Source organism: Vibrio sp. KUL80 (genome assembly GCF_059725495.1).
The window spans coordinates 1,839,002-1,862,817 of sequence record NZ_AP045842.1; the positions used below are offsets into that span (position 1 = coordinate 1,839,002).

Annotated in this window: 29 protein-coding genes; 16 read left to right on the plus strand and 13 right to left on the minus strand. The window is 44.3% G+C overall.

Going from position 1 to position 23,816, the window contains the following annotated elements; translation table 11 throughout:
• Nucleotides 1-6 precede the first annotated feature (6 nt).
• Nucleotides 7-501 (minus strand): DUF4174 domain-containing protein, encoded by a 495-nt coding sequence (locus AC6I8U_RS24785; RefSeq protein WP_128650089.1) that lies wholly within the window; start codon nt 499-501, stop codon nt 7-9.
• A gap of 128 nt (nt 502-629) precedes the next feature.
• Between AC6I8U_RS24785 and AC6I8U_RS24790 the strand changes: the two genes are divergently transcribed.
• Nucleotides 630-1,109 (plus strand): NYN domain-containing protein, encoded by a 480-nt coding sequence (locus AC6I8U_RS24790; RefSeq protein WP_498019654.1) that lies wholly within the window; start codon nt 630-632, stop codon nt 1,107-1,109.
• Between the two features lie 14 nt (nt 1,110-1,123).
• Complete coding sequence (locus AC6I8U_RS24795) at nt 1,124-1,531, plus strand: nitrous oxide-stimulated promoter family protein (RefSeq protein WP_498018915.1); 408 nt, start codon at nt 1,124-1,126, stop codon at nt 1,529-1,531.
• 22 nt (nt 1,532-1,553) lie between these two features.
• On the opposite strand, the gene AC6I8U_RS24800 is transcribed toward AC6I8U_RS24795, so the two are convergent.
• From AC6I8U_RS24800 to AC6I8U_RS24810, 3 genes are read right to left on the minus strand one after another with little or no spacing between them, the layout of a single operon-like run.
• Entirely contained in the window at nt 1,554-2,021 is a 468-nt protein-coding gene (locus tag AC6I8U_RS24800; protein WP_052412720.1) for a DUF3429 domain-containing protein, read from the minus strand.
• A gap of 13 nt (nt 2,022-2,034) precedes the next feature.
• The gene (locus AC6I8U_RS24805; RefSeq protein WP_042471481.1) at nt 2,035-2,355 is read right to left on the minus strand and encodes an AzlD domain-containing protein; all 321 of its coding nucleotides are present in this window, start codon (nt 2,353-2,355) and stop codon (nt 2,035-2,037) included.
• Nucleotides 2,352-3,044 (minus strand): AzlC family ABC transporter permease, encoded by a 693-nt coding sequence (locus tag AC6I8U_RS24810; protein ID WP_234496831.1) that lies wholly within the window; start codon nt 3,042-3,044, stop codon nt 2,352-2,354. Before AC6I8U_RS24810 ends, AC6I8U_RS24805 begins: the two co-directional genes overlap by 4 nt.
• A 225-nt stretch (nt 3,045-3,269) precedes the next feature.
• Between AC6I8U_RS24810 and AC6I8U_RS24815 the strand changes: the two genes are divergently transcribed.
• Nucleotides 3,270-4,001 (plus strand): hypothetical protein, encoded by a 732-nt coding sequence (locus AC6I8U_RS24815; protein WP_498018916.1) that lies wholly within the window; start codon nt 3,270-3,272, stop codon nt 3,999-4,001.
• Here the strand turns inward: AC6I8U_RS24815 and AC6I8U_RS24820 are convergent.
• The 4 genes from AC6I8U_RS24820 to AC6I8U_RS24835 form a co-directional block, all read right to left on the minus strand.
• Entirely contained in the window at nt 3,998-4,651 is a 654-nt protein-coding gene (locus AC6I8U_RS24820) for an EAL domain-containing protein (protein WP_498019655.1), read from the minus strand. The two genes, AC6I8U_RS24815 and AC6I8U_RS24820, sit on opposite strands and share 4 nt — an antisense overlap.
• Before the next feature lie 439 nt (nt 4,652-5,090).
• Nucleotides 5,091-5,879, minus strand: coding sequence for a lipase family protein (locus AC6I8U_RS24825; RefSeq protein ID WP_498018917.1), 789 nt, complete (start codon nt 5,877-5,879; stop codon nt 5,091-5,093).
• 82 nt (nt 5,880-5,961) lie between these two features.
• Entirely contained in the window at nt 5,962-6,594 is a 633-nt protein-coding gene (locus AC6I8U_RS24830; RefSeq protein WP_498018918.1) for a hypothetical protein, read from the minus strand.
• 57 nt (nt 6,595-6,651) lie between these two features.
• The gene (locus AC6I8U_RS24835) at nt 6,652-7,296 is read right to left on the minus strand and encodes a helix-turn-helix domain-containing protein (protein WP_128650094.1); all 645 of its coding nucleotides are present in this window, start codon (nt 7,294-7,296) and stop codon (nt 6,652-6,654) included.
• A gap of 198 nt (nt 7,297-7,494) precedes the next feature.
• Between AC6I8U_RS24835 and AC6I8U_RS24840 the strand changes: the two genes are divergently transcribed.
• From AC6I8U_RS24840 to AC6I8U_RS24860, 5 genes are all read left to right on the plus strand, one after another.
• The gene (locus AC6I8U_RS24840) at nt 7,495-7,731 is read left to right on the plus strand and encodes a DUF2164 domain-containing protein (RefSeq protein WP_498018919.1); all 237 of its coding nucleotides are present in this window, start codon (nt 7,495-7,497) and stop codon (nt 7,729-7,731) included.
• A gap of 153 nt (nt 7,732-7,884) precedes the next feature.
• A complete protein-coding gene (locus AC6I8U_RS24845) occupies nt 7,885-8,433 on the plus strand; it encodes a cytochrome b (protein ID WP_498019656.1) in 549 nt (182 codons plus the stop codon).
• The gene (locus AC6I8U_RS24850) at nt 8,430-8,999 is read left to right on the plus strand and encodes a YceI family protein (RefSeq protein ID WP_128650096.1); all 570 of its coding nucleotides are present in this window, start codon (nt 8,430-8,432) and stop codon (nt 8,997-8,999) included. The genes AC6I8U_RS24845 and AC6I8U_RS24850 overlap by 4 nt, the downstream gene beginning before the upstream one ends.
• A 167-nt stretch (nt 9,000-9,166) precedes the next feature.
• The gene (locus AC6I8U_RS24855) at nt 9,167-9,313 is read left to right on the plus strand and encodes a hypothetical protein (RefSeq protein WP_498018920.1); all 147 of its coding nucleotides are present in this window, start codon (nt 9,167-9,169) and stop codon (nt 9,311-9,313) included.
• Between the two features lie 37 nt (nt 9,314-9,350).
• Nucleotides 9,351-11,516: a YadA C-terminal domain-containing protein gene (locus AC6I8U_RS24860; RefSeq protein WP_498018921.1), complete on the plus strand. Its 2,166-nt coding sequence runs from the start codon at nt 9,351-9,353 to the stop codon at nt 11,514-11,516.
• Nucleotides 11,517-11,676: 160 nt separating this feature from the next.
• Here the strand turns inward: AC6I8U_RS24860 and focA are convergent, their stop codons facing one another.
• Nucleotides 11,677-13,125 (minus strand): formate transporter FocA, encoded by a 1,449-nt coding sequence (focA, locus tag AC6I8U_RS24865; RefSeq protein WP_234496825.1) that lies wholly within the window; start codon nt 13,123-13,125, stop codon nt 11,677-11,679.
• 378 nt (nt 13,126-13,503) lie between these two features.
• On the opposite strand from focA, the gene AC6I8U_RS24870 reads away from it, so the two are divergent.
• Nucleotides 13,504-14,409, plus strand: coding sequence for a LysR substrate-binding domain-containing protein (locus tag AC6I8U_RS24870; protein ID WP_498018922.1), 906 nt, complete (start codon nt 13,504-13,506; stop codon nt 14,407-14,409).
• Nucleotides 14,410-14,535: 126 nt separating this feature from the next.
• The gene (locus AC6I8U_RS24875; protein WP_498019657.1) at nt 14,536-15,015 is read left to right on the plus strand and encodes a DUF1097 domain-containing protein; all 480 of its coding nucleotides are present in this window, start codon (nt 14,536-14,538) and stop codon (nt 15,013-15,015) included.
• A gap of 44 nt (nt 15,016-15,059) precedes the next feature.
• Here the strand turns inward: AC6I8U_RS24875 and AC6I8U_RS24880 are convergent, their stop codons facing one another.
• Nucleotides 15,060-16,691 (minus strand): ATP-dependent endonuclease, encoded by a 1,632-nt coding sequence (locus AC6I8U_RS24880; protein ID WP_498018923.1) that lies wholly within the window; start codon nt 16,689-16,691, stop codon nt 15,060-15,062.
• A 259-nt stretch (nt 16,692-16,950) separates the two neighbouring features.
• On the opposite strand from AC6I8U_RS24880, the gene AC6I8U_RS24885 reads away from it, so the two are divergent.
• Nucleotides 16,951-18,660 carry a bifunctional metallophosphatase/5'-nucleotidase gene (locus AC6I8U_RS24885; protein WP_498018924.1) on the plus strand — a complete coding sequence of 570 codons (1,710 nt, stop codon included), beginning with the start codon at nt 16,951-16,953 and terminating at the stop codon, nt 18,658-18,660.
• A 380-nt stretch (nt 18,661-19,040) separates the two neighbouring features.
• Nucleotides 19,041-19,616 carry an SOS response-associated peptidase gene (locus AC6I8U_RS24890; protein ID WP_498019658.1) on the plus strand — a complete coding sequence of 192 codons (576 nt, stop codon included), beginning with the start codon at nt 19,041-19,043 and terminating at the stop codon, nt 19,614-19,616.
• A gap of 24 nt (nt 19,617-19,640) precedes the next feature.
• Here the strand turns inward: AC6I8U_RS24890 and AC6I8U_RS24895 are convergent, their stop codons facing one another.
• The 3 genes from AC6I8U_RS24895 to AC6I8U_RS24905 form a co-directional block, all read right to left on the minus strand.
• Nucleotides 19,641-19,994: a DUF1428 domain-containing protein gene (locus AC6I8U_RS24895; RefSeq protein WP_128650100.1), complete on the minus strand. Its 354-nt coding sequence runs from the start codon at nt 19,992-19,994 to the stop codon at nt 19,641-19,643.
• Nucleotides 19,995-20,320: 326 nt separating this feature from the next.
• Nucleotides 20,321-20,569: a YgjV family protein gene (locus AC6I8U_RS24900; protein WP_042471521.1), complete on the minus strand. Its 249-nt coding sequence runs from the start codon at nt 20,567-20,569 to the stop codon at nt 20,321-20,323.
• Nucleotides 20,570-20,859: 290 nt separating this feature from the next.
• Complete coding sequence (locus AC6I8U_RS24905) at nt 20,860-21,177, minus strand: DUF496 family protein (RefSeq protein WP_006072802.1); 318 nt, start codon at nt 21,175-21,177, stop codon at nt 20,860-20,862.
• A 190-nt stretch (nt 21,178-21,367) separates the two neighbouring features.
• Between AC6I8U_RS24905 and AC6I8U_RS24910 the strand changes: the two genes are divergently transcribed.
• The 4 genes from AC6I8U_RS24910 (at nt 21,368) to AC6I8U_RS24925 (ending at nt 23,814) form a co-directional block, all read left to right on the plus strand.
• Entirely contained in the window at nt 21,368-21,580 is a 213-nt protein-coding gene (locus AC6I8U_RS24910; RefSeq protein ID WP_252017166.1) for a hypothetical protein, read from the plus strand.
• A 45-nt stretch (nt 21,581-21,625) separates the two neighbouring features.
• On the plus strand, nt 21,626-22,291 hold the full coding sequence (locus AC6I8U_RS24915) for a YceH family protein (RefSeq protein ID WP_498018925.1): 666 nt from the start codon (nt 21,626-21,628) through the stop codon (nt 22,289-22,291).
• 56 nt (nt 22,292-22,347) lie between these two features.
• On the plus strand, nt 22,348-22,641 hold the full coding sequence (locus AC6I8U_RS24920) for a GIY-YIG nuclease family protein (RefSeq protein WP_498018926.1): 294 nt from the start codon (nt 22,348-22,350) through the stop codon (nt 22,639-22,641).
• Between the two features lie 99 nt (nt 22,642-22,740).
• The gene (locus AC6I8U_RS24925) at nt 22,741-23,814 is read left to right on the plus strand and encodes an autoinducer 2-binding periplasmic protein LuxP (RefSeq protein ID WP_498019659.1); all 1,074 of its coding nucleotides are present in this window, start codon (nt 22,741-22,743) and stop codon (nt 23,812-23,814) included.
• The last annotated feature ends 2 nt before the right edge of the window (nt 23,815-23,816 follow it).

Here is a 23,816-nt window from a genome sequence, read left to right on the forward strand (position 1 = left end):
TTTATCCTAAATCGAGCAGCGGCTTGCTGCTCGCTTCATCTCAGCTTGTCTCATTGGCATAGCATCAATAGTATCTTTGATTTCAATCCAATTGGTTGTCGGACCCCAACGAAGTTTCTCTGTGCCATCTTTGCCAATGAGTATTGCCTTGTGGTCACCTTCTTTAATGTCGTACATCTTAACCAACTTACTGTAGTCAAAGGTGTCTTTTACCCACCCAGGTGATGAAAACCCATCTTTGGTCATTACCATAGTGACAACGTCACGCTCTTCAAGCGCACATTCGTTAATTAGCGTACCGAGTAAGAACTCGTCCACCAGTACGTCTTTGGTAGGAGCAAAGTACATGACGCTGCGATGAGACAGTCCATGATAGAGGTGACCTTCATGATACTGAGATCCATGAGGATCGCTTTGATGCCCCTCTTTAGCGTATTCTGGATAGCCACAAGCTGTGGCACTGACTAGTGATGCGATTGCGATAAATACGATACCTTTCATAGTTGCCTCCTACCTAGCGACCAAAAGGTTATACGTTAAGTTTAGTCACTGAGATTCGTCTCACTAAGTTCCACTTCAGGACAATAAATTTGATACACTGCCGCCAAGGCAAATTCAATATCATGATTATGAAAAAAACAGCCATATTCGTTGACGTTCAAAACGTCTACTACACAACACGTCAAGCTTTCGCGGGCCGTTTTGATTACAACGCGTTTTGGGCTCGAGTGAGTGAGAGTAGTCAAATCGAAATCGCTCGTGCTTATGCGATTGCTTCACAAGATCAAAAACAGAGGCAGTTTCACCACATTCTTCGCGGAATAGGATTCGATGTTCAGCTCAAGCCTTTTATCCAGCGTTCTGATGGCAGCGCAAAAGGGGACTGGGATGTCGGTATTGCGCTTGATGTATTCGAAATGGCCCAAACGGTAGACCATGTTGTTTTGGTTTCTGGCGATGGAGACTTTCAAATCTTAGTTGAGCGCATCCAACAGCGTTTTGGAACTCAAGTAACCGTAGTGGGGGTAGAGCAACTCACCGCTAACAATCTTATTGATGCTGCGGATCAATTTATTCCAATCGACTCAAGCCTGCTGATTAGCGGGTAGATTGAGAGGGTGTCATGAAGAAAAGCAGTGAAATCTTAGTGGGTGAGTTAGAAACCGAGTTCAAAACGGTTTCTGCTATGATGAAGATCTATTGCAAGCAACACCATGGTAGCTCAACGCTGTGTCAGCAATGTCGAGAGCTCCTCGTTTACGCTGAAACTAAGTTGGATCGCTGTCCTTATGGAGAGTCTAAGCCGACTTGTAATAAATGCCCAATCCACTGCTACAAACCAGAAGAAAAACAGCAGATGAAAGCCGTGATGCGCTACGCAGGGCCGCGCATGTTGCTACCACATCCGATTTTGTCGATTCGACATCTTCTACATGAACGCCGCGAAGTACCACCAAAACCGAAAGCGGGCTTGTCTAACCGAGCACGCCGTAAAGCTCAGTCTTCCGATAAACAGTCTTCAGATAGTTAGCCTTCAGATAAATAACCTCATGTTAGTGGGCGCCGGCGAAAGCAACGATATGTGCAACGGCCACGCCCACGGTTAAATGGCTGCGCAGACGCTTATAATCTTTAGGAAACTCGTCTCCTAAAGCGTTAAGCTTGATTCTCTCGACCAGCCAAACGCAAACATATCCGACTAACGCCACGACGACGCCTAATCGAAACTGCTCTGGTGCGATGATAATCACCAGCCATCCCATCAGACAGATGAGGTTACTAAGAAGCAAAATAGGGAAGGAGAGCTTGTGTGTCGCGTAAGCGAGGGCGTGTGACCACAAAATACCGCACAGAAAACTCAAAATGATGGCACTGTACGCCAAGAACAGCAGTCTGGTATTAACGCCCATAAAGTCGGCGTTTGCCGTAAATGTTGCGATACATAGTGCAAAAGGAACTAGCCCAAGATAACCTAGCCAGCTCATCAACGCGATGGTTTTAGTCGATTCCCGATTTTCCATGTTCCCTCAATCATTAAGCTGCGAATACCCACAAGTTTAAGACGAGAAACACTAAGATGCTAACTATGGTGGTGACTAATACGTCTTTGATAATTCGAGCTAAGATAATCGCAAAGGTCGCTGCTAATAGATAAGGCAAGTTATCAGACAGTGCGAGCTCGCCGTGCGGGAGAAAGACGATGGGCCCCCAAATCGCTGTCAACACGGCTGGACTCGCATAGGCTAGAAAGCGCTGTGCACCGCTACTGATCCGCAAAGGAACTTTGGGTTCCAAAAATAGGTACCGGCTTAAAAAAACAATCGCGGTAAGTACAAGAATTACGAGATACGTCATCGCTTCATTTTCTCCTCACACAGGTATCCAACCGTCATGCCGACGATGCTAGATATCACCAAACCAAGCTCAATGTCTAAAGCCGCGAAGAGCACTGACGATACTAAAGCAGATAAAGCAGCAAGGAATATAGGTAAAGTGGTAATGTTAGGAACAACAATGGCAATGAAAGTGGCGGCAACGGCAAACTCCAGACCATATTGCTGAAGGTTTGGGATCTTTGCTCCGATAATAATGCCAACGACCGTCGCTAAGTTCCAAATTAGATAGAAGGAAAGACCGGCACCTAAGGCATACCATCTATCAAATTTCTCTGGTTTATGGTGTCCGCAAAGTGCGAACAGCTCATCTGTTAACAAGAAGCCAAGAGATAGCCGCCATCGCAACGGCAAATCTTTGATATGGCTGCGCATAGATAAGCTATAAAGGAAGTGACGAGAAGTGATAAAGAATATGGTCACGACCATGGTAAGGAGCGTCGCGCCGGATTTTATCATACCCATCGCGACGAGTTGAGCTGCACCCGCAAAGAGTATCGCGCTCATCGCTTGCCCCTCGAGCGGTGTCAGACCTGAATCAATAGCAAATGAACCGGCAAGAAAGCCCCAGGGCACGACCGCCAAACTCAATGGCAGCATGGCAACACATCCCTTGGTGGCGCGCGCAACACGCGATGAAGAATTATCCATAAATACACTCCTTGTGTGACATAGATTGTATTTAACTGAATGATTTTCAAGGCTTGGAGCATATAAAATCGGAATTATTAATCGCGCTGACTCCTTGATAGTATCTCGCTCCCTGTTTCAACCTGAGTATCCCTCTGATGCTACGCACTCTTACTTCGATCATTCTTTTAGGCATGTCCACGTCGTCAGTATCTGCTGAGCATGAAACCCAAAGCGGTGTTAACGATGAAGATTATGGTCGCACACTGCCTTTTTTTGGCGATCGTGAGAGATATGGGTATTAAGCTTCCAAAGCCAATTGGGATCTCTCTATTTACCCACCAACAGGAAGATCTTATGCAGCTCGGGGACTTTAAGATTGATGGTGAGCCCGTAGACGATATATTGCCAAATGGCGGCAGCCAAACGACAAATACAACGAGCATTGTTGCTGTGAGGGGAGATGTATGGGTGCTTCCGTTTTGGGGTTTTAACGCCATGATTGGTAAAGCGGTCACCTCGTCAGACATAGCTATCGGTATTAGCGATTTTTCGAATGGCAACCTTGAGCGCTTAGAGATCAATGGTATGGCAACGTCCTCAACGATTACCGCTGTCGGTACCACGTTGGCGTATGGACATAAGCAATTCTTTACCACAGTCGATGCTCAATACGTGTCGACCTCTGTCTCTGGTGTCGGAGTGAGTCTCGACGCCTTAGTGGTGACGCCATTAATTGGACTGAATATAGGTGACAGTGGTTGGCGAATTGTGGTCGGCGGCCAATACCAAGATTATCAGAGACAACTAAAAGGACAGTTAGGCGATATCAGGTTTAGTGCTAAACAAACGTCAAGCCGGTGGTCAACAATGGTAGGCATGCAAAAAGCCTTTACCGACAACTGGGAGGCGTCGTTGATGGCTCAGAGCGGTAAAACGAGAGAAGGCTTTACGTTCATGCTTGGCAAACGCTTTTAACTAACCAGCTTTAAACGGGGAAGTAGAGCTTGTGGCATGGCTAAGTGGTAGCCTTGAAAGAAGTCAATATCCAGCGCTTTCATCGCTTCAAGCTGCTGTTCTGTTTCTACACCTTCAATCACTGTCTTGGCGTGACACTCTTTTGCCAGTTTAATGCCATTAAGGAGTGGTTCTTTGGTGCCTTCCATATAATCAATCAGCAGTTGTCTATCCAGTTTTAAGATATTGGGTTTTACCTGGGCAACACGCTCCGGGCTCGACTCTTTGCACCCAAAGTCATCAATAGCAATCAAAAAGTCTTCTTTAGTAAGGTGGTTTGCCGCTGAAGCCAGGGTTTTGGAACTAAACGCAGTAAGCTCAACCAGCTCAACAACGACTCGTCGACAATCGATTTGTAGCGCCTTTAATCGGGACATCAGCAAGGATGAACGAATACCTTCTGCGGCAAGTCGCTCACTAGAGATAGGTAGGAAGTTAAGAAAAATCAGTCTCTCTCGATAGTTCGACATACTAAAATTACGTAGATGGATCGCTCGGCTCAATCTATCCACATTAAGTTGATCTGCCAAAGAAACGCTTTCATTTTGGAAGTACAAATTGGGTGGGATCGGGTCACCGTTTTTATCGAATAACCTTACTAAAGCCTCCATACCGATAATAATATTCGTACGACTAAATATCGGTTGAAATACACTCTTGAGGGTGAGGTCTTTGTACTGCGCGATATAGCAACCGTTTTCTTCGGTTCGAATACACTGAGTAAATTGATGTTTTTCAGTAAGGAGCATCTTTTTGGAAACTGATATTGACGTTGTGATCATCTTGTCACGGTTAGATGACAAGTCAAATCGGTTTGGTGAATGAACTGAGGTTCAGTATTAGGAAGGCATTAGCGAAATGAAACGCAGATCAACATTTCATCTATAAAATAGAGCATAAAATGTGCACAATCATTGATAATTTGAACTATTAAACATTTTATCTCTATATTGAGTGAGTTAGATCATATAAAACACGTAAATGTTAGTAATCTAAATACAAATTTAAAAATATTTGTTTTTATGCAATTTTTTTGAAGAAACTCTCATTTCAGCGTTCGTCGAAAAAATCTTTGTTCCGAATGTACTTGCTCATCAGGTGGTAAGAGAAGGGGCGAATTATCCAAGACACTAACGACCGCCCAAGACGCACAACGGTCGGTGTATTCTCGTAAATCCTTCCATTGTAGAGCCAAAGCAGTTTTCCTACGTGCCAGTAGATAAGTGGAAGCGGGGGAAGAAAGGTGACGATATCGAGATCGCAGCATATTCGATAAGTTTTGTGGGCGAGCTGAAAATTCTTTTTAAACTTGAGCCCTCCAACGGCTGGCTGCCCGAAGGTCACAATCCGTTTTATCGATTTAGGATATGCCGTTTCTAGTGCATCTGCGATGACACAACCGATAGCGCCGCCAGAAGAGTGGCCAGTGATCGTGATTCGCTTGCCGTCTTCAATTAGCTCTGATGCGATCTTTATCGTTCGCTCAAAAAGCGTCAGCCCAAGTTTGTCTTTCTTGTGAGCAGGTTGGCTTTCTTGATTCAGAATATAGTGAAAACCGGCGTGAATGCGATAGTCCAAGCCAAATGTTTTACAACTGCGTTGCCACATAGCAAAGGTGAGTAACCAGTCGGTTAGACTGTGAGAGCCTTTAATTACGATGACGGCTTCTTCTTTGTCTTTACTCCAAAGAATACGAACGACTGTTTTACCGTAGCGATTCGAGACAATTCGTTGGCCGTTGGGGTCGAATCCATAGCGAGTTTGTTTAAACACTCTAGGATAAGCGAGGTTACAAAGTACAGCGTATTTCTCGTATTGGTAGCGTTTTAAACTCTTCACAATCTTTACGGTTTTCTATGAGATTACAATACTATGAAAAACCTTAGTGAAAGTTTAATGACATGTCGAAGAAAGCAGGCAGCTACATTGTGGTGACAGCATACAATTGAACATACTTGAGAACCGTTTCTCCGGAGCCAGGCTTAGTCAGTGGGTGGATATGTGTCACATAATTAGGTACAACACCAAAGCGTTCGGAGAGTGTTGAACTCATTGATGTTTCTGAAGGCAATAACCTTACGCCTTGTTTAATATAGGCTGCTTCATCTAACTGCGTGTCGTTGTTCCACCAGCTAATAAGAGAGCGGCTCTGGTGACAGCGACTTAGCCAGTGATCAGCAATAATTACTAACAGATCTCGTTGCTGTACTGCAAACTGATATTCCGCTAGCCACTCGTTAATCAGTGAGTAAATATGGTCGCGACTATTTTGGTTTCCATTGACGAAATGATATGCCAGGACCCAAACTGTACCGTACGAGGTGGTCACACGGTAGGTGCTGCTCAATTTAGGCGGCTCACTACAATCTAGAGGTACAATTTCAGCGCTTAAACTCTGCTGTTCGAAATCAGATTTAATACGACGTGCGAACGCAAGTGACAAATGATGGCTAGTAAGTCCACCATTATGTACTGCCGGATAATGTTGTAAACAAAGTGCTTGGCAGTCCGTTTTAAATCGACGGATGCTATGCACGACGTTATCGAGAAGCATAACTCTTTCCTTGTCTCAGATACGGATTACCAGAGGCGTACTCCGTATCAGAATTCCTTATATACGCTTTTCCCAAGTCCCCCAACGTACAACACCAAGAATCTCGATCTCGTCGTCGTTTACCTGATGGATCGCGTTCTTCGTTGTGTCGTCACCGTACCAAACGTGAATGGTGGTACCGACTTTTACAAGCGTAAAAAAGTCTGGGTGGGGATTACCAGGTAATCGAGCGAGTACGATGTCATCGTTTATCCATTCCTGATTACGATTGACCAGAGCGACACAGTCCCATTTGTAAGAGACGGTGCCTCCTACTGGATATAAGACCCCAAAGCAATCTTTGTACTCAGGAGGCACGGGAATTGTTCCTTTACTTTCTGCTTCACCCGTTTCAAGCAGTTTAGTCACCTCGGTTCGGCTGTAGTAAGACACTGTCGCGGCACTGGTGCTCGCCGCTTTGGTGATTTCATTGGCTTCCGTGTACTTGTCGCCGACACCAAAACAGAGCCAGTGAGCCTGAACGTTGAAATAGTCTGCGATAAGAGCAAGGTCTTCGATAGAGGGGTAGGTGCGAGTAGGACCTTTAGTTAGGTAACGACCAATTGTGGCTTTTCCTTTGCCGATAGCTTCTGCAAGCTCATTGTTAGTGATTTTATTTTCCTTAAGCAGCGACACAATGCGCTCTTGATAGCCGTAATCCATGATTCCTCCGTAATTTCCTGCATAGTGTAGTTTATGAGTTTCAGAAATGAAACGGAGTTCTTGAATAATGTTTGAAAATGAGACTCTTGCGAGATTGTTGAATCGTGATCTAGTGTTAAAAATCGACAATCAGCATTGAAATCATAACGTTAATCACCCATAACCATCCTATATTTGTAACAAAAAATGAGATTAACAATGTTTGATACCAAGAAAAGAGCCGCAATAGTGTCGGAGTTGCAAAAGTATTTTGAACAAGAATTAGAGACAGACTTAGGCCATTTTGACGCTGAATTCTTATTAGACTTCCTGATTAAGAAATTAGGGCCAGCCTTTTACAACCAAGGGTTAGAGGACGCAAAAGGGGTTCTTGACAGGCGAGTAGCAGACATAGCGGATGAACTCTACGAAATTGAAATGCCGGACGATCTCTAACCTGTTGTAGCACATCAGTTTTATAGATGTTCGAAAAAACTGAATGACTCTATCGAAGAGGTGTTGTCGTTAAAGTGTCAAGTTAGGTAAATACTGTATCCCATAAGTTGATGAGTTGTTAACATTATTGGCGAGTTAGATTAAATCATGGAAATGACGATGGCGGTAAAAGAAGTAAAAAACTACAACCCGATAGCAAGAGCACTGCACTGGATTTCAGCTATTGTAGTGATTGGAATGTTTGCAGTGGGTTTGTGGATGGTCGATCTCACTTACTACAGTGAGTGGTATAAAACGGCTCCACACTGGCACCGTTCTATCGGCATCCTTTTGGCAGGGCTCACCATTTTCCGTTTGGTTTGGAAGCACGTGACTGCAGCACCAAAAGTAGAAGGCAACCAGTTCGAAAAGGTTGGCGCTAAGGTAGGTCATCTCGCCATGTACGTTGCACTTATCGTCATTTTCGTTAGTGGATACCTTATCTCGACTTCAGATGGTCGCGGAATCGAAGTATTTAACTGGTTTACAGTTCCAGGTTTGGGAGAGTTTTTCCCTAATCAATCAGACATTGCGGGCGAAGTGCACTTTTACGCTGCTTGGTTCGTTATTCTTGCCGCTGGTGGTCATGCGCTAGCTGCTTTGAAACATCACTTTATAAACAAAGACAACACTCTTCGAAAAATGTTAGGAGTTTCGAAATGAAAAAGACACTAATCGCTACAGGAATGGCTGCGGCAATGCTTTTGCCACTGGGTGCTAACGCTGCTGACTACGCAATTGATACAAAAGGCGCACACGCTTCTATCAACTTTAAAGTAAGCCACCTAGGTTACAGCTACATCAAAGGCCGTTTTAACACTTTCTCTGGTGACTTTAGCTACGACCCTGCAAACATCGAAGCGTCATCTGTCAACGTTGTCGTTGATACAACAAGTCTTGATTCAAACCATGCTGAGCGTGATAAGCACATCCGCAGCTCTGACTTTATCGATGCTGGTAAATTCAAACAAGCGACATTCAAGAGCACAAGCGTGAAAGACAAAGGCAACGGCAAACTTGACGTAATGGGTGATCTAACACTTCACGGTGTGACACAACCAATCACGATCGAAGCTGAATTCATCGGCGCTGGTCAAGACCCTTGGGGTGGTGAGCGCGCTGGCTTCAACGGCACAACTCGTCTAGAACTGGCTGATTTCAAAATCCCTGTTATGGGTGCATCAAGCTACGTAGACATGGAGCTGCACGTAGAAGGTATTAAGAAGTAATTTCTACCAACTATTTTTCATCAAAGCCCCGAGTATAGTCTCGGGGCTTTTTTTGTCTGTACGACAAAAACAATACTAACTCACTGATTATTAATCACTCTTCTCAGCTCACTTTTCTTCTCTAACGTTTCTTTAAGTAATACAAATAACGGTAGGTTACTTTTGAAATGTCTTTTATCAATAGGATGCGCCCCGTGTTCCAAGCGGACACCACCAATCAAGCACCGGGCAGTAATGGGGTGTTTGAAGAAGCGCTCAGCCATCAATGGTTAGCGAGCGGTTCAATAAGGCGAAAGGAGAGTCGCCAGATATAAATCCTAGTTTTCCTTATTGATACGAACAAGTTTATTTATGAAAAAGACATTTATCGCATTATCACTAGCTTCTGTATTCGCAGCGCCAGCAATGGCAGTAGAAACAATCAAGGTTCGTGACATTGAGGCAGCAACCAAAGATTGGAAGGTTGTAGAAGTTGACGGTGAATACCGTGTTCAAGACGCAAACTACAACTACATTGGTACTGCTCTTGAAGGTGATGGCTATATCACTATGACCAACGAAAAAGACCGCACAGGTTTACGTATTAATCAGAAAACTGGTAAAGGTGAAGTATGGTCAGACAAAGAAGGTTGGATTGAAAACATCCAGATTAAAGAAGACCGTCATGCTCCAGTTGACCCAACTAAGCCAGACGTTGTTAACCCAGTAAACCCAGTTAAGCCAGATGACCGTAACGGTAACAATGGCTCTAACGTTGCTCCTTCTTACGCTGGCAAAGTAAAAGCTAGTGACCTTGTTAAGCTTAAAGAGCAGGGTATCGAGACTCACGTTGATGCTAAAGGTAACGCGGTTCTGGTTAAAGACGGCAAAACTGTTGCTGTTGCTGTAGCTGTTAAGAACGGCAAAGGTGAGTACCAGGTTGTAAATGCTAATTCTGGTGAACGCGTTCGTGTTGACTTTGAGAACGACATTCACACACCAGTGAAGCCAGATACTCCAAACAACGGCAAAAAGCCAATTTACATCATCGACCCAGAAAACAAGAACGGCAATGGGGGTTCTGAAATTGGCGGTGCAACTCGCAACGTAGTTAAGACTTCTGACCTGGCTAAGCTTGAAAAAGAAGGCTATACATTTGACGTTGACGCTAAAGGCAACGCAAAAATTCTGGATAAAGACGGTAACGTAGCAGGTGTAGTTAACAAGACTGGCACTGGTGCTTACTCTTTTGTTGATGCACGCACAGGTGAACGTGGCGGCTTCATCTTCCAAGATGATTCAAAGATACCAGTACCAGCACCAAAGCCAATCAACGCTTGGGAACGCATTGCTAAAGACCTAGACATTACTCCTGAACGTGAAGGTGGTGAGCGTCTGCGTATCAATGCTGGTGAGTACACTGGTACTACCATCAACACTCGCAACGGTCGCATCGAAGACAAATTCGGTAAGCACATTGCAGACATTGATGAGAACGGCAACGTTAAGCCAGTCGACCGCAACGGCAACAACGGCGAGCGCATCGATGTAACTAACCCAACTGTAGACCAAGCTAAAGACTACGTTGATACTCGTATCTCTGCTGCTTATTCACAAGCAATTGAGCAAGGTCAGAAAGCTTACAATGAAATGGGTGAAGAAGTTGCCTTTAACCGTGAAGTTGCACACGGCAACAACCAAATGATCATTGATAACACTGACCGCATCAAAGGTCATGAGGCTGTAGCGGTTGAAGCTAAAGGCGTTATCGAGGCTGAATTTGCTAAGGTTCGCAACGAAATTAAGAGCAACAACAGCAATGGCAGCATGGACATTGAGGTTAACGAAGAAGTTGAATCTGCTGTGGCAGAAGCGGCTAGCCGTATCGAATCTAACACTAAGCGTTCAGTTAATGCAGAAGCTAAAGTGGTAGCTGCTGAAAAGCAGTACAACAAAGATGTTGATACTTTGACAGCTCAATTGTCTGCTATGCAAGCTCAAATTGATGACCTTAAAAAGAACGGTGGTTCTAACGGTGGCTCTACTAACGATGTAGAAGAAGGCAAAGTTAACGCGGAAGACATTGCTTCTAACCGAGCTGCAATCGAAGAAATCTACAAAGCAGGTGATGAAGCTGGTAAATGGGCTTCACGCGTAGCTGACGGTGCTTACACTGAGCTAGACACTAAGATTGCTGGGAACTCTGCACGTATCGGTGAGAACACTAAGCGTATTGATAACCTAGAAGGCGAAATGAAAGCAATGGGTGACCAAATGCTAGTTATGGAAGATCGCATGGACGGTGTAGTTGCAAGCTCTCACGCAATCAACAATGCACGTCCTGTTCTTGCGACGGCTGGTCAGTTCGGTGTTGGTGTTGGTATGGGGGCTGCAGGCTCTAAGAAGGCGTTAGCACTGGGTGGTGCTTATCAGTTCAATGAATCTTGGTCTGGCTCTATGACAGTGAACTATGAGACGTCTGGTAAGAAATCGAAATCGCAAGTTTCTGCTGGTGCCGGTGTTCAATACCGCTGGTAGTTCAGTTCTGAGTAGAAATCTATTACAGGATAAAAAACGCTACACAACGTCACGCGTTAAAACAATAATATAGGCTTAAAAACAAAGTTGCCCCGGTTTTTACACCGGGGCTTTTTTCGGCCAAACGACTTATTTCCTAGCCAAAAATTGGTTTGTTGTCTTACGCTGATTCAAGTTCGCGTTCAACAACATTCAAGCGTTCGCCATAGATAGGGCGGACAGCTTTCATTACTTCAGCTCTTGATAAAATTCCAACCAAGACACCATTTTCTAGTACAGGCAACACATGTGGTTTGTTTACTTTCATCGCTTTAGCACGCTCTTCTAGTGATAGAGTAGAGAAGCTAGTAGCGATGCCCATTGAACTTACCGGATATAGCTGCTCTTTATCGATGCAAAGGAATTCAGCTACATCTACCAATTTTTCAGACGCGTTGATAGCGACAACATCACGGCTCATCAGGTCGACCACTTTCTGACCTTGCTCAGGGATGTAGTCTTGGCACCACAAATCAACCATTACATCGTGCACAGAGAAGAAACCAACCAAGCGACCTTCGATGTCTGTAACTGGAGCACTTGTTAGGTTGTGGTCCAAAAGTGTATCTAGAGCAACAGCTGTTGGCATTTCAACGCTTAGTGTTACTGGTTGAGTGTTCATGATGTCTTTTACGATGATGTTGTTGTTCATTTGCGTCTCCTTTACTGACGTAAGTTCAGTGGTTTGTGTAATTGCAGTTACATTTGCTGCTTTTAGTTGTGGTCTGCGGTAGATACTCCAGTTAGCAAGTCCTACCAAAACCGAACCACCAATAATGTTTCCTAGCGTGACTGGTATAAGGTTGTTCGTTAAAAAGTGAATCGGTGTTAGGTCGCTAAACTGAGCTTGGGTTGTGCCCGTTGCTGCCCAGAATTCGGCGCCTGCAAAGTTTTGAATCACAATGCCCAGTGGGACCATAAACATGTTTGCTACACAGTGTTCAAAACCGCTGCTGACAAACATCGCGACGGGTAAAACCGTCATTGCGGCTTTGGTCATCGCATTTGCACTGCTAAACGTCAGCCAGATTGCTAGACATACTAATAGGTTACATAAAACGCCAAGAGCGAAAGCCTGTACCCATGTGTGATGCAATTTATGCTGTGCAATATGCAGAGCGTTCAGCCCCCATTGACCATTGTCCATTTGGTAAAGACCTGCGGCAGAGACAATCAAAAGCAAGAACATCGCGCCAATGAAGTTTCCAACGTAAACCTTTCCCCAAATTGAAAGCATTTTGCTAAAGCTAATCTGTTTGTTTGCCCAGGAGATGCTTGATAGCACTGAGCTCGTAAACAGTTCGCCACCGCATATCACGATGAGAATTAACCCCATACTGAATGCAAGTCCGCCAGCTAGCCTGCTTAAGCCCCATCCCGCATCTGCGCTTCCCGTCGTTACCGTGATGTAGAATAGAAATGCCAAGCCGATAAAGGCGCCCGCCATAATGGCCAAGCTCATTGTCATTCCACTGGTTTTCTTCGCTTTACTTAATGCGAACTTTTCAGCTTCTGCCATCATCTCTAGTGGCGAGAAGAGCAGATTGTTCTCGGAGCTAGCTGATGCCATTCCTTACTCCTTAACCTCGTTTGTGTGTGAATCGCCCATTTCATAACTCCTTAAGTGGTTGAGATAAAAGTGCGAGAACATAACCCCGTGCTGTGTTCGAAACTAGATTAAGGGCAATTAGGTGTAGTGGTAAAATTGATAATTTTTAAAATTGAAATCAGAAATATTGATAACTTTGCTGCACAAGGTAGAATAAGGGCTCAAGTCCATAACGTACTGTTTTTTAGTGAGAGACTAGCGAGCGTCGTGATTCTCAATCGGTGAAAAATTCGTCACAGAACGAACATCGAAAAAGCGACATAAAAGAAACTGATAGAAACAGTTCGTGATTTGCAGTCGAACACAATATTTTAAGAATTGGTGGTGTAAGGAAAACGGATGCGATATTCATTAAAACAACTTGCCGTTTTTGATGCAGTGGCGGACACGGGAAGCGTCAGTCAAGCGGCGGATAAGTTGTCGCTAACACAGTCAGCGACAAGTATGTCATTGGCACAGTTGGAAAAAATGCTTGGAAGACCCTTGTTTGAGAGACAAGGCAAGCAGATGGCATTGACGCATTGGGGCGTATGGCTAAGACCCAAGGCTAAACGTTTGTTACAAGATGCGCAGCAGATTGAAATGGGATTTTACGAGCAACACCTTTTAAGTGGCGAGTTAAAGCTAGGGGCAAGTCAAACTCCAGCGGAACACTTGGTGCCAGACCTTATCAGCTCGATTGATAACGATTTTCCTGAAATGCGCATATCTCTTGGCGTAAAAAGTACCGATTCGGTGATTGAAGGGGTCTTGGATTATAAATATGACCTTGGCATCATTGAAGGGCGCTGCGATGACAATCGAATTCATCAAGAGATCTGGTGCCGTGACCACCTAACGGTCGTCGCTTCAGCACATCACCCGTTTGCCCGTCGTGAGAAAGTAAGCCTTGCACAATTAGAGCAAGCACGTTGGGTTCTCCGTGAGCATGGTTCTGGTACTCGAAAGATTTTTGATAGCTCTATTCATCATTTGATAGGTGATCTTGATGTTTGGCGTGAGTATGAACACGTGCCGGTGCTCCGTAGTATGGTGGCAAATGGTCAATACTTAACGTGTCTACCTTATTTAGATGTTGAGCGCTTTATCGAAGCAGGTGAGCTCGTTGCATTGAATGTTCCCGAACTAGAAATGGAGCGTACACTTTCCTTTATTTGGCGTGCGGATATGGCAGAGAACCCGCTTGTTGAGTGTGTAAAACGCGAAGGTTCGAGAATGATGAAAGGGAAACCATCCGTTTTTTAGTGACATTTGTCACAATTATAATGCAATGAAATGTATGTTACTTTCATTGTCGTGATCTCGATCTCTTAAATTCAATCAATGTTCGGTTACTTTATGGTTAACGTAATCGAACAATTGGTTGACGATATGAGTCCATTAATCGCAATTTCTCTTACAACGGGTATTTTGTCTGGCATCTGGGGCTGGACGGCGTTATCGCTAGGTCTATTGTCATGGGCTGGATTTTTGGGTTGTACGAGTTATTTTGCGTCTCCAAAAGACGGTGTTACCGGCCTTGCTCAGAGCTTATTAACCAACATGTCAGGTGTGGTGTGGGCGATGGTTATTATTCATGGCTCATCATTGATCAATCTCGAGATCGCTGGTTACATAATGACGGCACTCGTATCCTTCTTTATGTGTATCCAAGCTAAACGTGCATGGCTGCAATATATTCCTGGAACGTTTATTGGCGCGTGTGCGACATTTGCGGCCGATGGTGCATGGCAACTCGTCGTGCCGTCACTAGTACTAGGTGGGTTATTTGGCTATACGATGAAAGCAAGTGGACTTTGGCTTCATAAACGTTTGAGTGACGAGCCAGACTCTGTTTTGGTTAACGAATAGAAATCTCGAAAGCCACTATCATAAAATCTGATAGTGGCTTTTTACTATGTATTGCCGTTCGCCATTGTGATGACTCTGCGTAGTATCCACCGAATCAATACGGGAATACTTTCCACCCCTTTATCTTCGCACTCCGAAACGATAGCCAAGGCCAAATCAGGTTTTGCAAACTTTTTGAGCACACGTGCCACCACTTTTTTCGGTGGAATAGGGTGGTCATGAGGAATCTTGATAAGATCCCTAAAAAATAGTTCGAATCCATTCACATAGAGGTAGTGCTCGATATCACGGTCGGGGAGCTCTGTTAAATGATGGCGAGGATGCTCACCTTCTAGCTGATGCATGACCGTTGACGCGTATTTTTTGCCGGCGGCGTCACCGTCTGTCACTACGTGCCAGTCAATACCGAACGCTTTTGCTACCTTAATCAATGACTTTAAGCCTGATTGAGCAAACTCGATGATCTGAACGCCCTCTGCAGCCAAGTTGTAACCACATTGATTGGCAAGTTCGTTAAACAGCCAAACTTCAGTTTCACCTTCGACCAGTAGCCAGCATCGTGCAAACAAGGCTCTGGAGCGATGAAAACGAATATGGAACCCGACGCGTCTAAGTTCATCTTTAGTCAGGTTATGAGTGGCGATACTCTTAGTAATCGTTTTGTCTGATTGCCTCACCAATCGTCTGATGGATTGAAGCGGCACAGCACCAAGAAGATCACTGCTGTTAGTCGTGAGGATCTTTTGCATGGGCAGCATTTGCAATAAACTCCATGCTCGCGCCAAGTGTGTAGGGTGCAAGCGTCCTTCTGGATCTTCAATAATCAGAATTGGGCGAGCACAACGTCTCAGATCTGTTGGACCTTTTGCTTGCAAATACGCATTGAGTAAACCCAATAGTAGTAAGCGTGTCTGATGGTTTTTGGTTTCATCGATAACCTGAGAAAGGTTTTGTTCCGTGTTGGGGCGTGAGAAGAAAACGCCATCACGATGTCCTTTGCCTGATTTTCTGGAATGGCTCTTAAATGAAAAATAGTGTTCAACCAAGGCTTTCATTGAGTTCAGGCTGCTTTTCATTTCTCCTTTGTTTACATGTCCAGGGATCGCCATTAGACGTCTGACGGTGTTGTGAATTCGCTTCTCCGAACGTGAATTCATACCGTTACTTGGAGCATCTTGCGTATAGAGGCGCCTTGAGTCGCGTAATCGGATAACAGGATGAAGGGTCATGAGTTCTTGAGCGATTCTTTCAGAATGATGAAGTCTCAATGGATTACCCATTTGGTCCAAAAACTCATACCTTTGTGTGATGTCATAACCATCTAGAGTGGCACTAATGCGATAATAGAAGCGTTGGATACCATTTTCATCCTCAAACCAAATAGGTTTAAGTTTGCGGTATCGACCGGATAGGGTTTCATTTCTCTCGGTCGATATAAAAGAGAGAACAATCTGTAGATGACGAGTTTGGGGATGAGATGCGGCATAGTCGACATGAAAGTCTTTCATCTCAAACTGATAAGGTGACCCGTCTGCGGGCAAGACAACGCTCAATGCATCGAGCAAAGAAGACTTACCCCATGTATTCTCACCAATCAAGGTGGTGAGGTCGTCTAGCGCAATAGAGAGGCGTTTGATTCCACGAAAACCGGAAACATCAATTCGTTCTAGTTTCATTCAACTCTCCTAAAGAAAGTGATGCATATGGCACTATCTATTTCAATTATAAGCGGCTTTTTGTCATTGGACTGTAATCAAGCTCATAGTTGTTTCGTTTGTGTCTGTTGTTAGAGCCTTGTTTGCTCGCTTTTTGTACGATTTCATTGTGACCTCTATCATAAAAAGACCTGTATAATCGGTATGTGATTTCATAAAACTCATTGGAATGTCACATAAAGCGCGCTACCATCAGAAGTGAAAATAAAGAGGAAAATCGATGACACACAATAATAAGCCTCTATCGCTGACAATAGCGCATATCAACGATACCCATTCTTACTTTGAACCAACGTCTCTCCCTTTAAGTATTGAACTCGATGGTCAAACTCATCAGCCTTATGTTAGTGCTGGTGGATTCGCACGAATCGCGACACGAGTAAAAGAGCTAAAACAGAACCACAGTTCAGATGGCTTTCTATTTCTTCATGCAGGGGACTGTTTTCAGGGTACTTTGTATTTTTCTCTGTTCAAAGGTGAAGCAAATGCGGTGATGCTTAATGCTTTGAACATTGACGCAATGACACTTGGAAACCATGAACTCGATATGGGCAATGAACCCGTGGGACAGTTCATTCGCAGTATTCAGTTTCCACTTCTAGCAGGTAACTGGAATGTCTCTAATGAGGGCGATAAGCAGTATCCATTGAAAGGACACGACAATCTTATCGACTTCGATGAATCACGTGGCGTTGCACGCTGGATTGAGCGTGAGGTTAACGGTGAACGAGTAGCCATATTCGGCTTATCGATCGAAAAAATGGCCGATATCGCCAACCCTGATTGTGATACGAGCTTTGAGCCTTGTGCACAGACCGCTAAATCGACGGTTAGAGCGATTAATCAGCGCGGAATCAACAAAATAATACTACTCAGCCATATGGGCTATGAGGCAGATCTCGAATTGGCGGAGCAAGTGACAGGCATCGGCTTGATCATTGGTGGCCATAGTCATGTCCTTCAAGGTGATTTCAAAGCGTTAGGCATCAAGTCGCAAGACCAATATGGTGTGCGTGTGAAAAATACTTTGATCGTCCAAGCGGGTTTTCACTCAATGACATTAGGTCATTGCCACATCGAGTTCGACCAAAATGGCCTCGTCACTTCCTTTGAAGGTCAAAACGAACTGTTGATTGGCAGGCGCGTGTTCATGGATGTTAATAAAGAGAATACGTTGGTTGATTTGGAAGCTCTTAAGAGAAACGTTCAAACACACCAAAATGTGGCCGTAGTGAGAAAGGACCGCGAAATTAAAGCGGCAATGGCAGAGAAATATCAACCTAAGGTTAAAGAGCTTCAAACTCAGACGATTGCTCACATCGATCATGAACTTCGTCATGTTAGGCTTCCTGACGAACATGGACCAAGCCAGCTAGCACCACTTGTTGCACACTCTTTCTTGTACACGATGAAATCTCTTGGGCATAACGTAGATTTTGCAATGCACAACGCAGGAGGTGTCAGGAACTCTCTTGGCGTTGGTGACGTCTCTGTTGCTGATGTCGCAGGAAAACTTCTGCCGTTTGCCGTGCCTATTGGTGTTTATCGAATTCGTGGTCGCCATATTCCTCTGATTCTAGAAGGCGCACTTGATAATGCGTATAGCAACGGAGTACAGGGGACAGGATCGGGAAGCTATCCGTACACCTCGCAACTTGAGTTTCATTATGACCCAACGCTCGCAAAAGGGAAAAGAGTCAGTAAAGTGTTCGTCGATGGTTCACCATTACAGCCTGAAAAGATTTATACAGGCACCTCAAGTGCTTACACGATGAAAGGTAAAGAAGGGTATGACGCCATTAAAAACATGGAAGACAATGGCGTTGTTACGACGTGGTCGATGGCCGATTGCTTTATCAAACTTTTATCTGAACAGCCTCAAATAGTTAGCGACAAACGTCAGAAAAATGCGGGCTTGCTTCCACAATGACGGAATAGTTTTTGCTCCAGTTGAACCTAATTGGGTTTTGGCCGTCTACCTCCAATAGATTGCCAACACATATCATTGGAAGAATGGTTCATCGGGGGAGCTATGTGGAACAAAGATTGGCTCGACACATTTGTAGTGGTCGGTTGGATAGGCGCTTGGTCACTGTTGGTTTATTTAATACCTAGCGGAGCTATTTAACCATCAGCTCATAAATTGCGACAGCAAAAAAGGTGGGTCGGCCGAGAACAGCAGAATCTCGGCCTTTCCAGACGCGCAAGCAAAGGCGTTCCGAACTAAAACTATGAGGGTTTGGAGTTGGCGTCAAGAGCAAAAACATGCGATACGCTATAATAGACCACAAATAAGGAAGTTTATTGTCTATGTGCGGTCGACTTAACATTATCGATGATCCCTTCAGCCAGTATGTTTCAGAACAACTGGGTCTGGAGTTTTCTACGTCACAGAAAACAGAGTTATTCCCTTCTGAACAAATAGACTGTATTGTCTCGAGCACAGAACAAACGCTGTTTACTTTGCCTCTAAATTGGGGGATTAAACCTAGCTGGAGTAAACGTCTTATCATCAATGCCCAAGCAGAATCCGTGGTAACGAAACCGACTTTTGCCGAGGCGTACGCTTACCATAGAGTGATTGTGCCTTGTTCAGGTTGGTATGAATGGAAGCAAAACGAGCTGTCAGAGAAAACTAAATATTTGTTCAGTGCCGAAAGTCATCGCCCACTGTACATGGCCGCTGTCGGTTATCCTCAAACCCAGCAGGTAGTAACACTCACAACCAAGCCAACGAAGCACTATTCACGCTATCATCATAGGATGCCACTTATATTAACCCCACAAGCTGCTATGCAGTGGTTGGTACCATCGATAGATAGGCATGATGAAATATTAAATAGCTTAGTGAGCGATGAGTTATGGCAGGTCGCTAAGGTTGGTTAGTGACCCTGTAACTTTGGGCAGGGCTCATTCATCCACTAGAACCTCAAACCCACCATAGATCAATCGTTTAGTGTCAAAAGGCATTGCTGCCATTTCACGTTGAATCATTTCGTCGTCAAACACGGCTTTCATTCCAGCATCTCGAACATCTTTTGACGGCCAAGTAATCCAAGAAAACACGACACATTCGTCTTCTTTCTTCATTACCGCTTGAGGAAAAGAGGTTAGCTGACCTTCGGAAACATCATCTTCCCAGCACTCAATAACGGACAGCGCTCCGTGTTGCTTGAAAACCGGGGCGATTTTTAATACATGCTCACGATACAAGGCCTTGTTTTCTTTGGGTACGGCCGCCACAAATCCATCTACATATTCCATATCTGCCCCCGTGCAATGATGGTGTTCACCATACAGTATGAACCAAGATCATTGTTTTAGTGAGCATTTGGAGGTTAAGGCAGTTTTAATCTTACAAGCACGAAGATACACTAGAGCCCTGAATTTATGTATAGAGAAGTAATATGTTCATTTTTATTCGCCTACTTAAATTAGCGGTAATATCGGCTGTCTTTTTCACCATCTATGATTTGATAGCGTTTGGAGAAATCACTTGGGTAAGCCGCTTCTTCGGATAGGAGACACAAAAAAGCCCCGATATAAATCGAGGCTCTTAAATAGGGCTAAGATAACTAGATTGCTACAGATTAAGCATTGCTCTCTGTGCTAGCGTCGCTCTTTTTTTGCATCTGAAGCAAGAAATAAACGTTAACACAAGCAATGAAACCGTTGGTGATCACAACAGGCATTGAATCGATCGCTAATCCATAAGCGGTAAAAAGTGCACAGCCAACAAAGTTCAACACGCGTAGTTTAATGATGTCTTTCATTGTCAGAGAGATTGCGACCATAATTGACGCCGCGTAGCCAAGTATTTCTACCATACTAAAGTCCATATTTTCCTCCTCAGATATTGCCAGGGTTTCTGGTACCTATTCTTCTCTTCATGAGATTAGTGAGGAAGCTCCGTGCCTCGAATGGTAATACTGTAATTCGCGGACACTATAACAGCGTCTATTCTGTGATGGAACCGTCAATTTGGGATACGGAGAGGGTTAGCGATTACGCAAACGTTTTGGCATGAAGGAATAGGGAGTTGATACCTAGAAGTGTTGAAACTATCAATAGGTGTGCGGGAAATAAAAAAGCCTGCGTTTGCAGGCTTTAGGCATTCGTTAGGTAGAAATTACTTCTTACCTTGTACCATTTGCTTGTCTTCTTCAGTCAGCTCACGGATACGACGGCTGATGTCACGGCGAGCTTTTGAAATCTCAGCGCTCTTGATGATGTGGTCATCAACGCGGTCTTCGTAGTCTGCTTTCATGTTCTTGATGATGGTAACGATCTCGTCGTGTGTCATCTCTGGCTTGATGTAATCCATCAAGTTCTCTAGAAGGTCGACACGCTTACGGTTGTCTCGAACTTTCTTTTCGTTGTCTAGTAGTTCACGTTTTAATTTGTTTTTGCGGCGCGCCTGCGCAACGATTTCAAATACGCTACTCATAATCCTTTCCTAATTCGTGTTGATATCTGGCTTGATTAAAGCACAACAATCTCATTGATAACAGCCCTTAGATCAATACTCTCTGGCTATTGCTTATATTGTCACCACTCAGTTAAAGAAACGATTGAGTTGCACTCTTAAATAGCGCTATGATTTCGACACACCAATGTAATAAATCGCAATGTAAACCATGTCACTGTTATCAAAATCTTCAACTGAACCGATTAGTGAGATTGTCTTCCCTAGTGAGGACAAGCCGACACCTAAAGACAAACTTAAAGGTGCGTACATTAACGAGCGCAGTAAGCTAGAGGTTGTCGAGGTGGAACTCAATCGCAGCAAGGTTGTAATGATAGACCAAGATGGAAAAATGATCCGAGTTCCTTTTCTCTCGGAGCACTAAGCTTAATCTGTGTGACAATGTATCGGACTACAAAGGAATAGAACAATGAATATAGAATTATCCTTGGTTGAGGCTCGAGTAATCGGCTGTCTTATTGAAAAAGAAGTCACTACTCCAGACCAGTACCCTCTGACCCTGAACAGTCTGACGACAGCATGTAATCAAAAAAGTAACCGCGATCCAGTGCTGAGCTTAACGGATGCTGAAGTTCAAGACGCTGTTACGGCGCTTATCGATCGTCGCCTAGTAAGTGATGAGAGTGGATTCAACAGCAGAGTCTCTAAATTTCAACATAGGTTCTGTAATACAGAGTTTGGCGATCTCAAGCTGACAGCACAGGAAAAAGGCATTGTCTGCTGCATGCTATTGCGTGGTGCACAAACTCCAGGCGAAATCCGCACTCGTACCAACAGGCTTTGTAATTTTACTGACGTTAAAGAAGTCGAAGCTGTTCTTGATTCAATGGCGTCACGCGATAGTGGAGCGCTCGTAGTGAAACTGCCACGCGAAGCGGGTAAGCGTGAGTCTCGATACATGCATCTATTTAGTGGTGCAGTCGATGTTGAGCAACTTACACAGGAAGCCGCTGCTGCAGCAAGCCAAACGGTTTCAACACCAACCCAGGCTCGTATCGAGTCACTAGAGAATGAAGTGGAAGCGCTTAAGCAAGAGCTGAATGAGCTCAAGTCACTGGTCAATTCACTGCTGTAATTTGAACTGGCGGCATATGATGCCGCCGATTCTACGTCCATCTGAATCGTATCGATATGACTCAAGTAAGTTTAAATCCACCTTGGTATGTGTATTTAATACGCACCGCAGAGAACAAGCTCTATTGCGGAATTACCAATGATCTCGAGCGCCGCTTTAATCAACATCAAACGGGAAAAGGTGCGAAGGCATTGAGAGGGCGAGGACCTTTAACATTGGTTTGGAGCCAACAAGAACGTGATAAAAGTAGCGCCTTAAAAACAGAGATAGCGATTAAGAAATTGACGAAGAAGCGCAAAGAAGAACTGGTCTTACACCAGCAATCTTTTGCATTAAATGGTATGGAATAAGGATCGTTGCTGGCTGAATTCAAATCTATTGTATACACTTGTTCTTAAACACAAAAATGTATAGATCCGATGCGCAAATTTCATACTTTCTTTATCTCTATGTTGCTGGGAACGCCTGTACTAACAAGCCATGCAAATACTTTCCTGTCTGATTATTGGAACTATCAACATTATTTAGAAGCTCATCCTGAGCAAATGGCCTTAACTGATGAACTGCAATTAGCAGTGTCTAAAGGTCCTATGCCGCTCTCTGTAAAACAAAGTAAACCAATCACTATATCCGTGGTGTATCCTGGCCAACAAGTGTCTGATTATTGGGTTCGGAATATAAAAGCATTTGAAACCAGATTAGAAGAACTGGGTGTGGAGTACGAGCTGAACCAAGTCTTCACAAGGCCCAATGATGATTTTAGACAGCAAAGTGTGTCATTGATGGAAGCGGTAAAAAACAAGTCCGGTTATTTGATCTTTACGCTTGATACTTCGCGGCACCGAAAATTCATCGAACATGTTCTGCATGCGACGGATACAAAGCTCATACTGCAAAATATCACCACGCCTTTAAAGAGTTGGTCAGAGAATCCTCCGTTCATGTATGTCGGGTTTGACCACGTGAAAGGCAGTCTATTGCTCGCTGACTACTTCAAGGAGCGTTTCAATGGCGATAAAGCCGATTACTCAGTGCTGTATTTTTCAGAAGGATACGTGAGTGATGCTCGAGGGGGGACATTTATCCAAGAGATGGACAAGCTTAATGGTTTTTCCTTGGCTACGTCTTACTACACCAAAGCGAGTCGAGACAGTGGCCGTGAAGCAGCATTGAATACCTTAAAACAACATCCAAACGTGAATTTTATCTACGCATGTTCGACCGACGTGGCTCTCGGAGCAGCCGATGCCTTGAACGAACTGGATCGTAAAGATGTGGTGGTAAATGGATGGGGTGGTGGTTCTGCTGAATTAGAAGCCATTCAAAATGGTGAACTTGATGTAACCGTTATGAGAATGAATGATGATACAGGAGTCGCGATGGCAGAGGCGATCAAGTGGGATCTAGAAGATAAGGAAGTGCCTTTAGTTTATTCCGGTACTTTTGAGTTGGTGACCAGTACCGATTCGGATGAAAAAATCGAAGCTCTCAAAAAAAGGGCGTTTCGGTATTCAGATCGTTAACA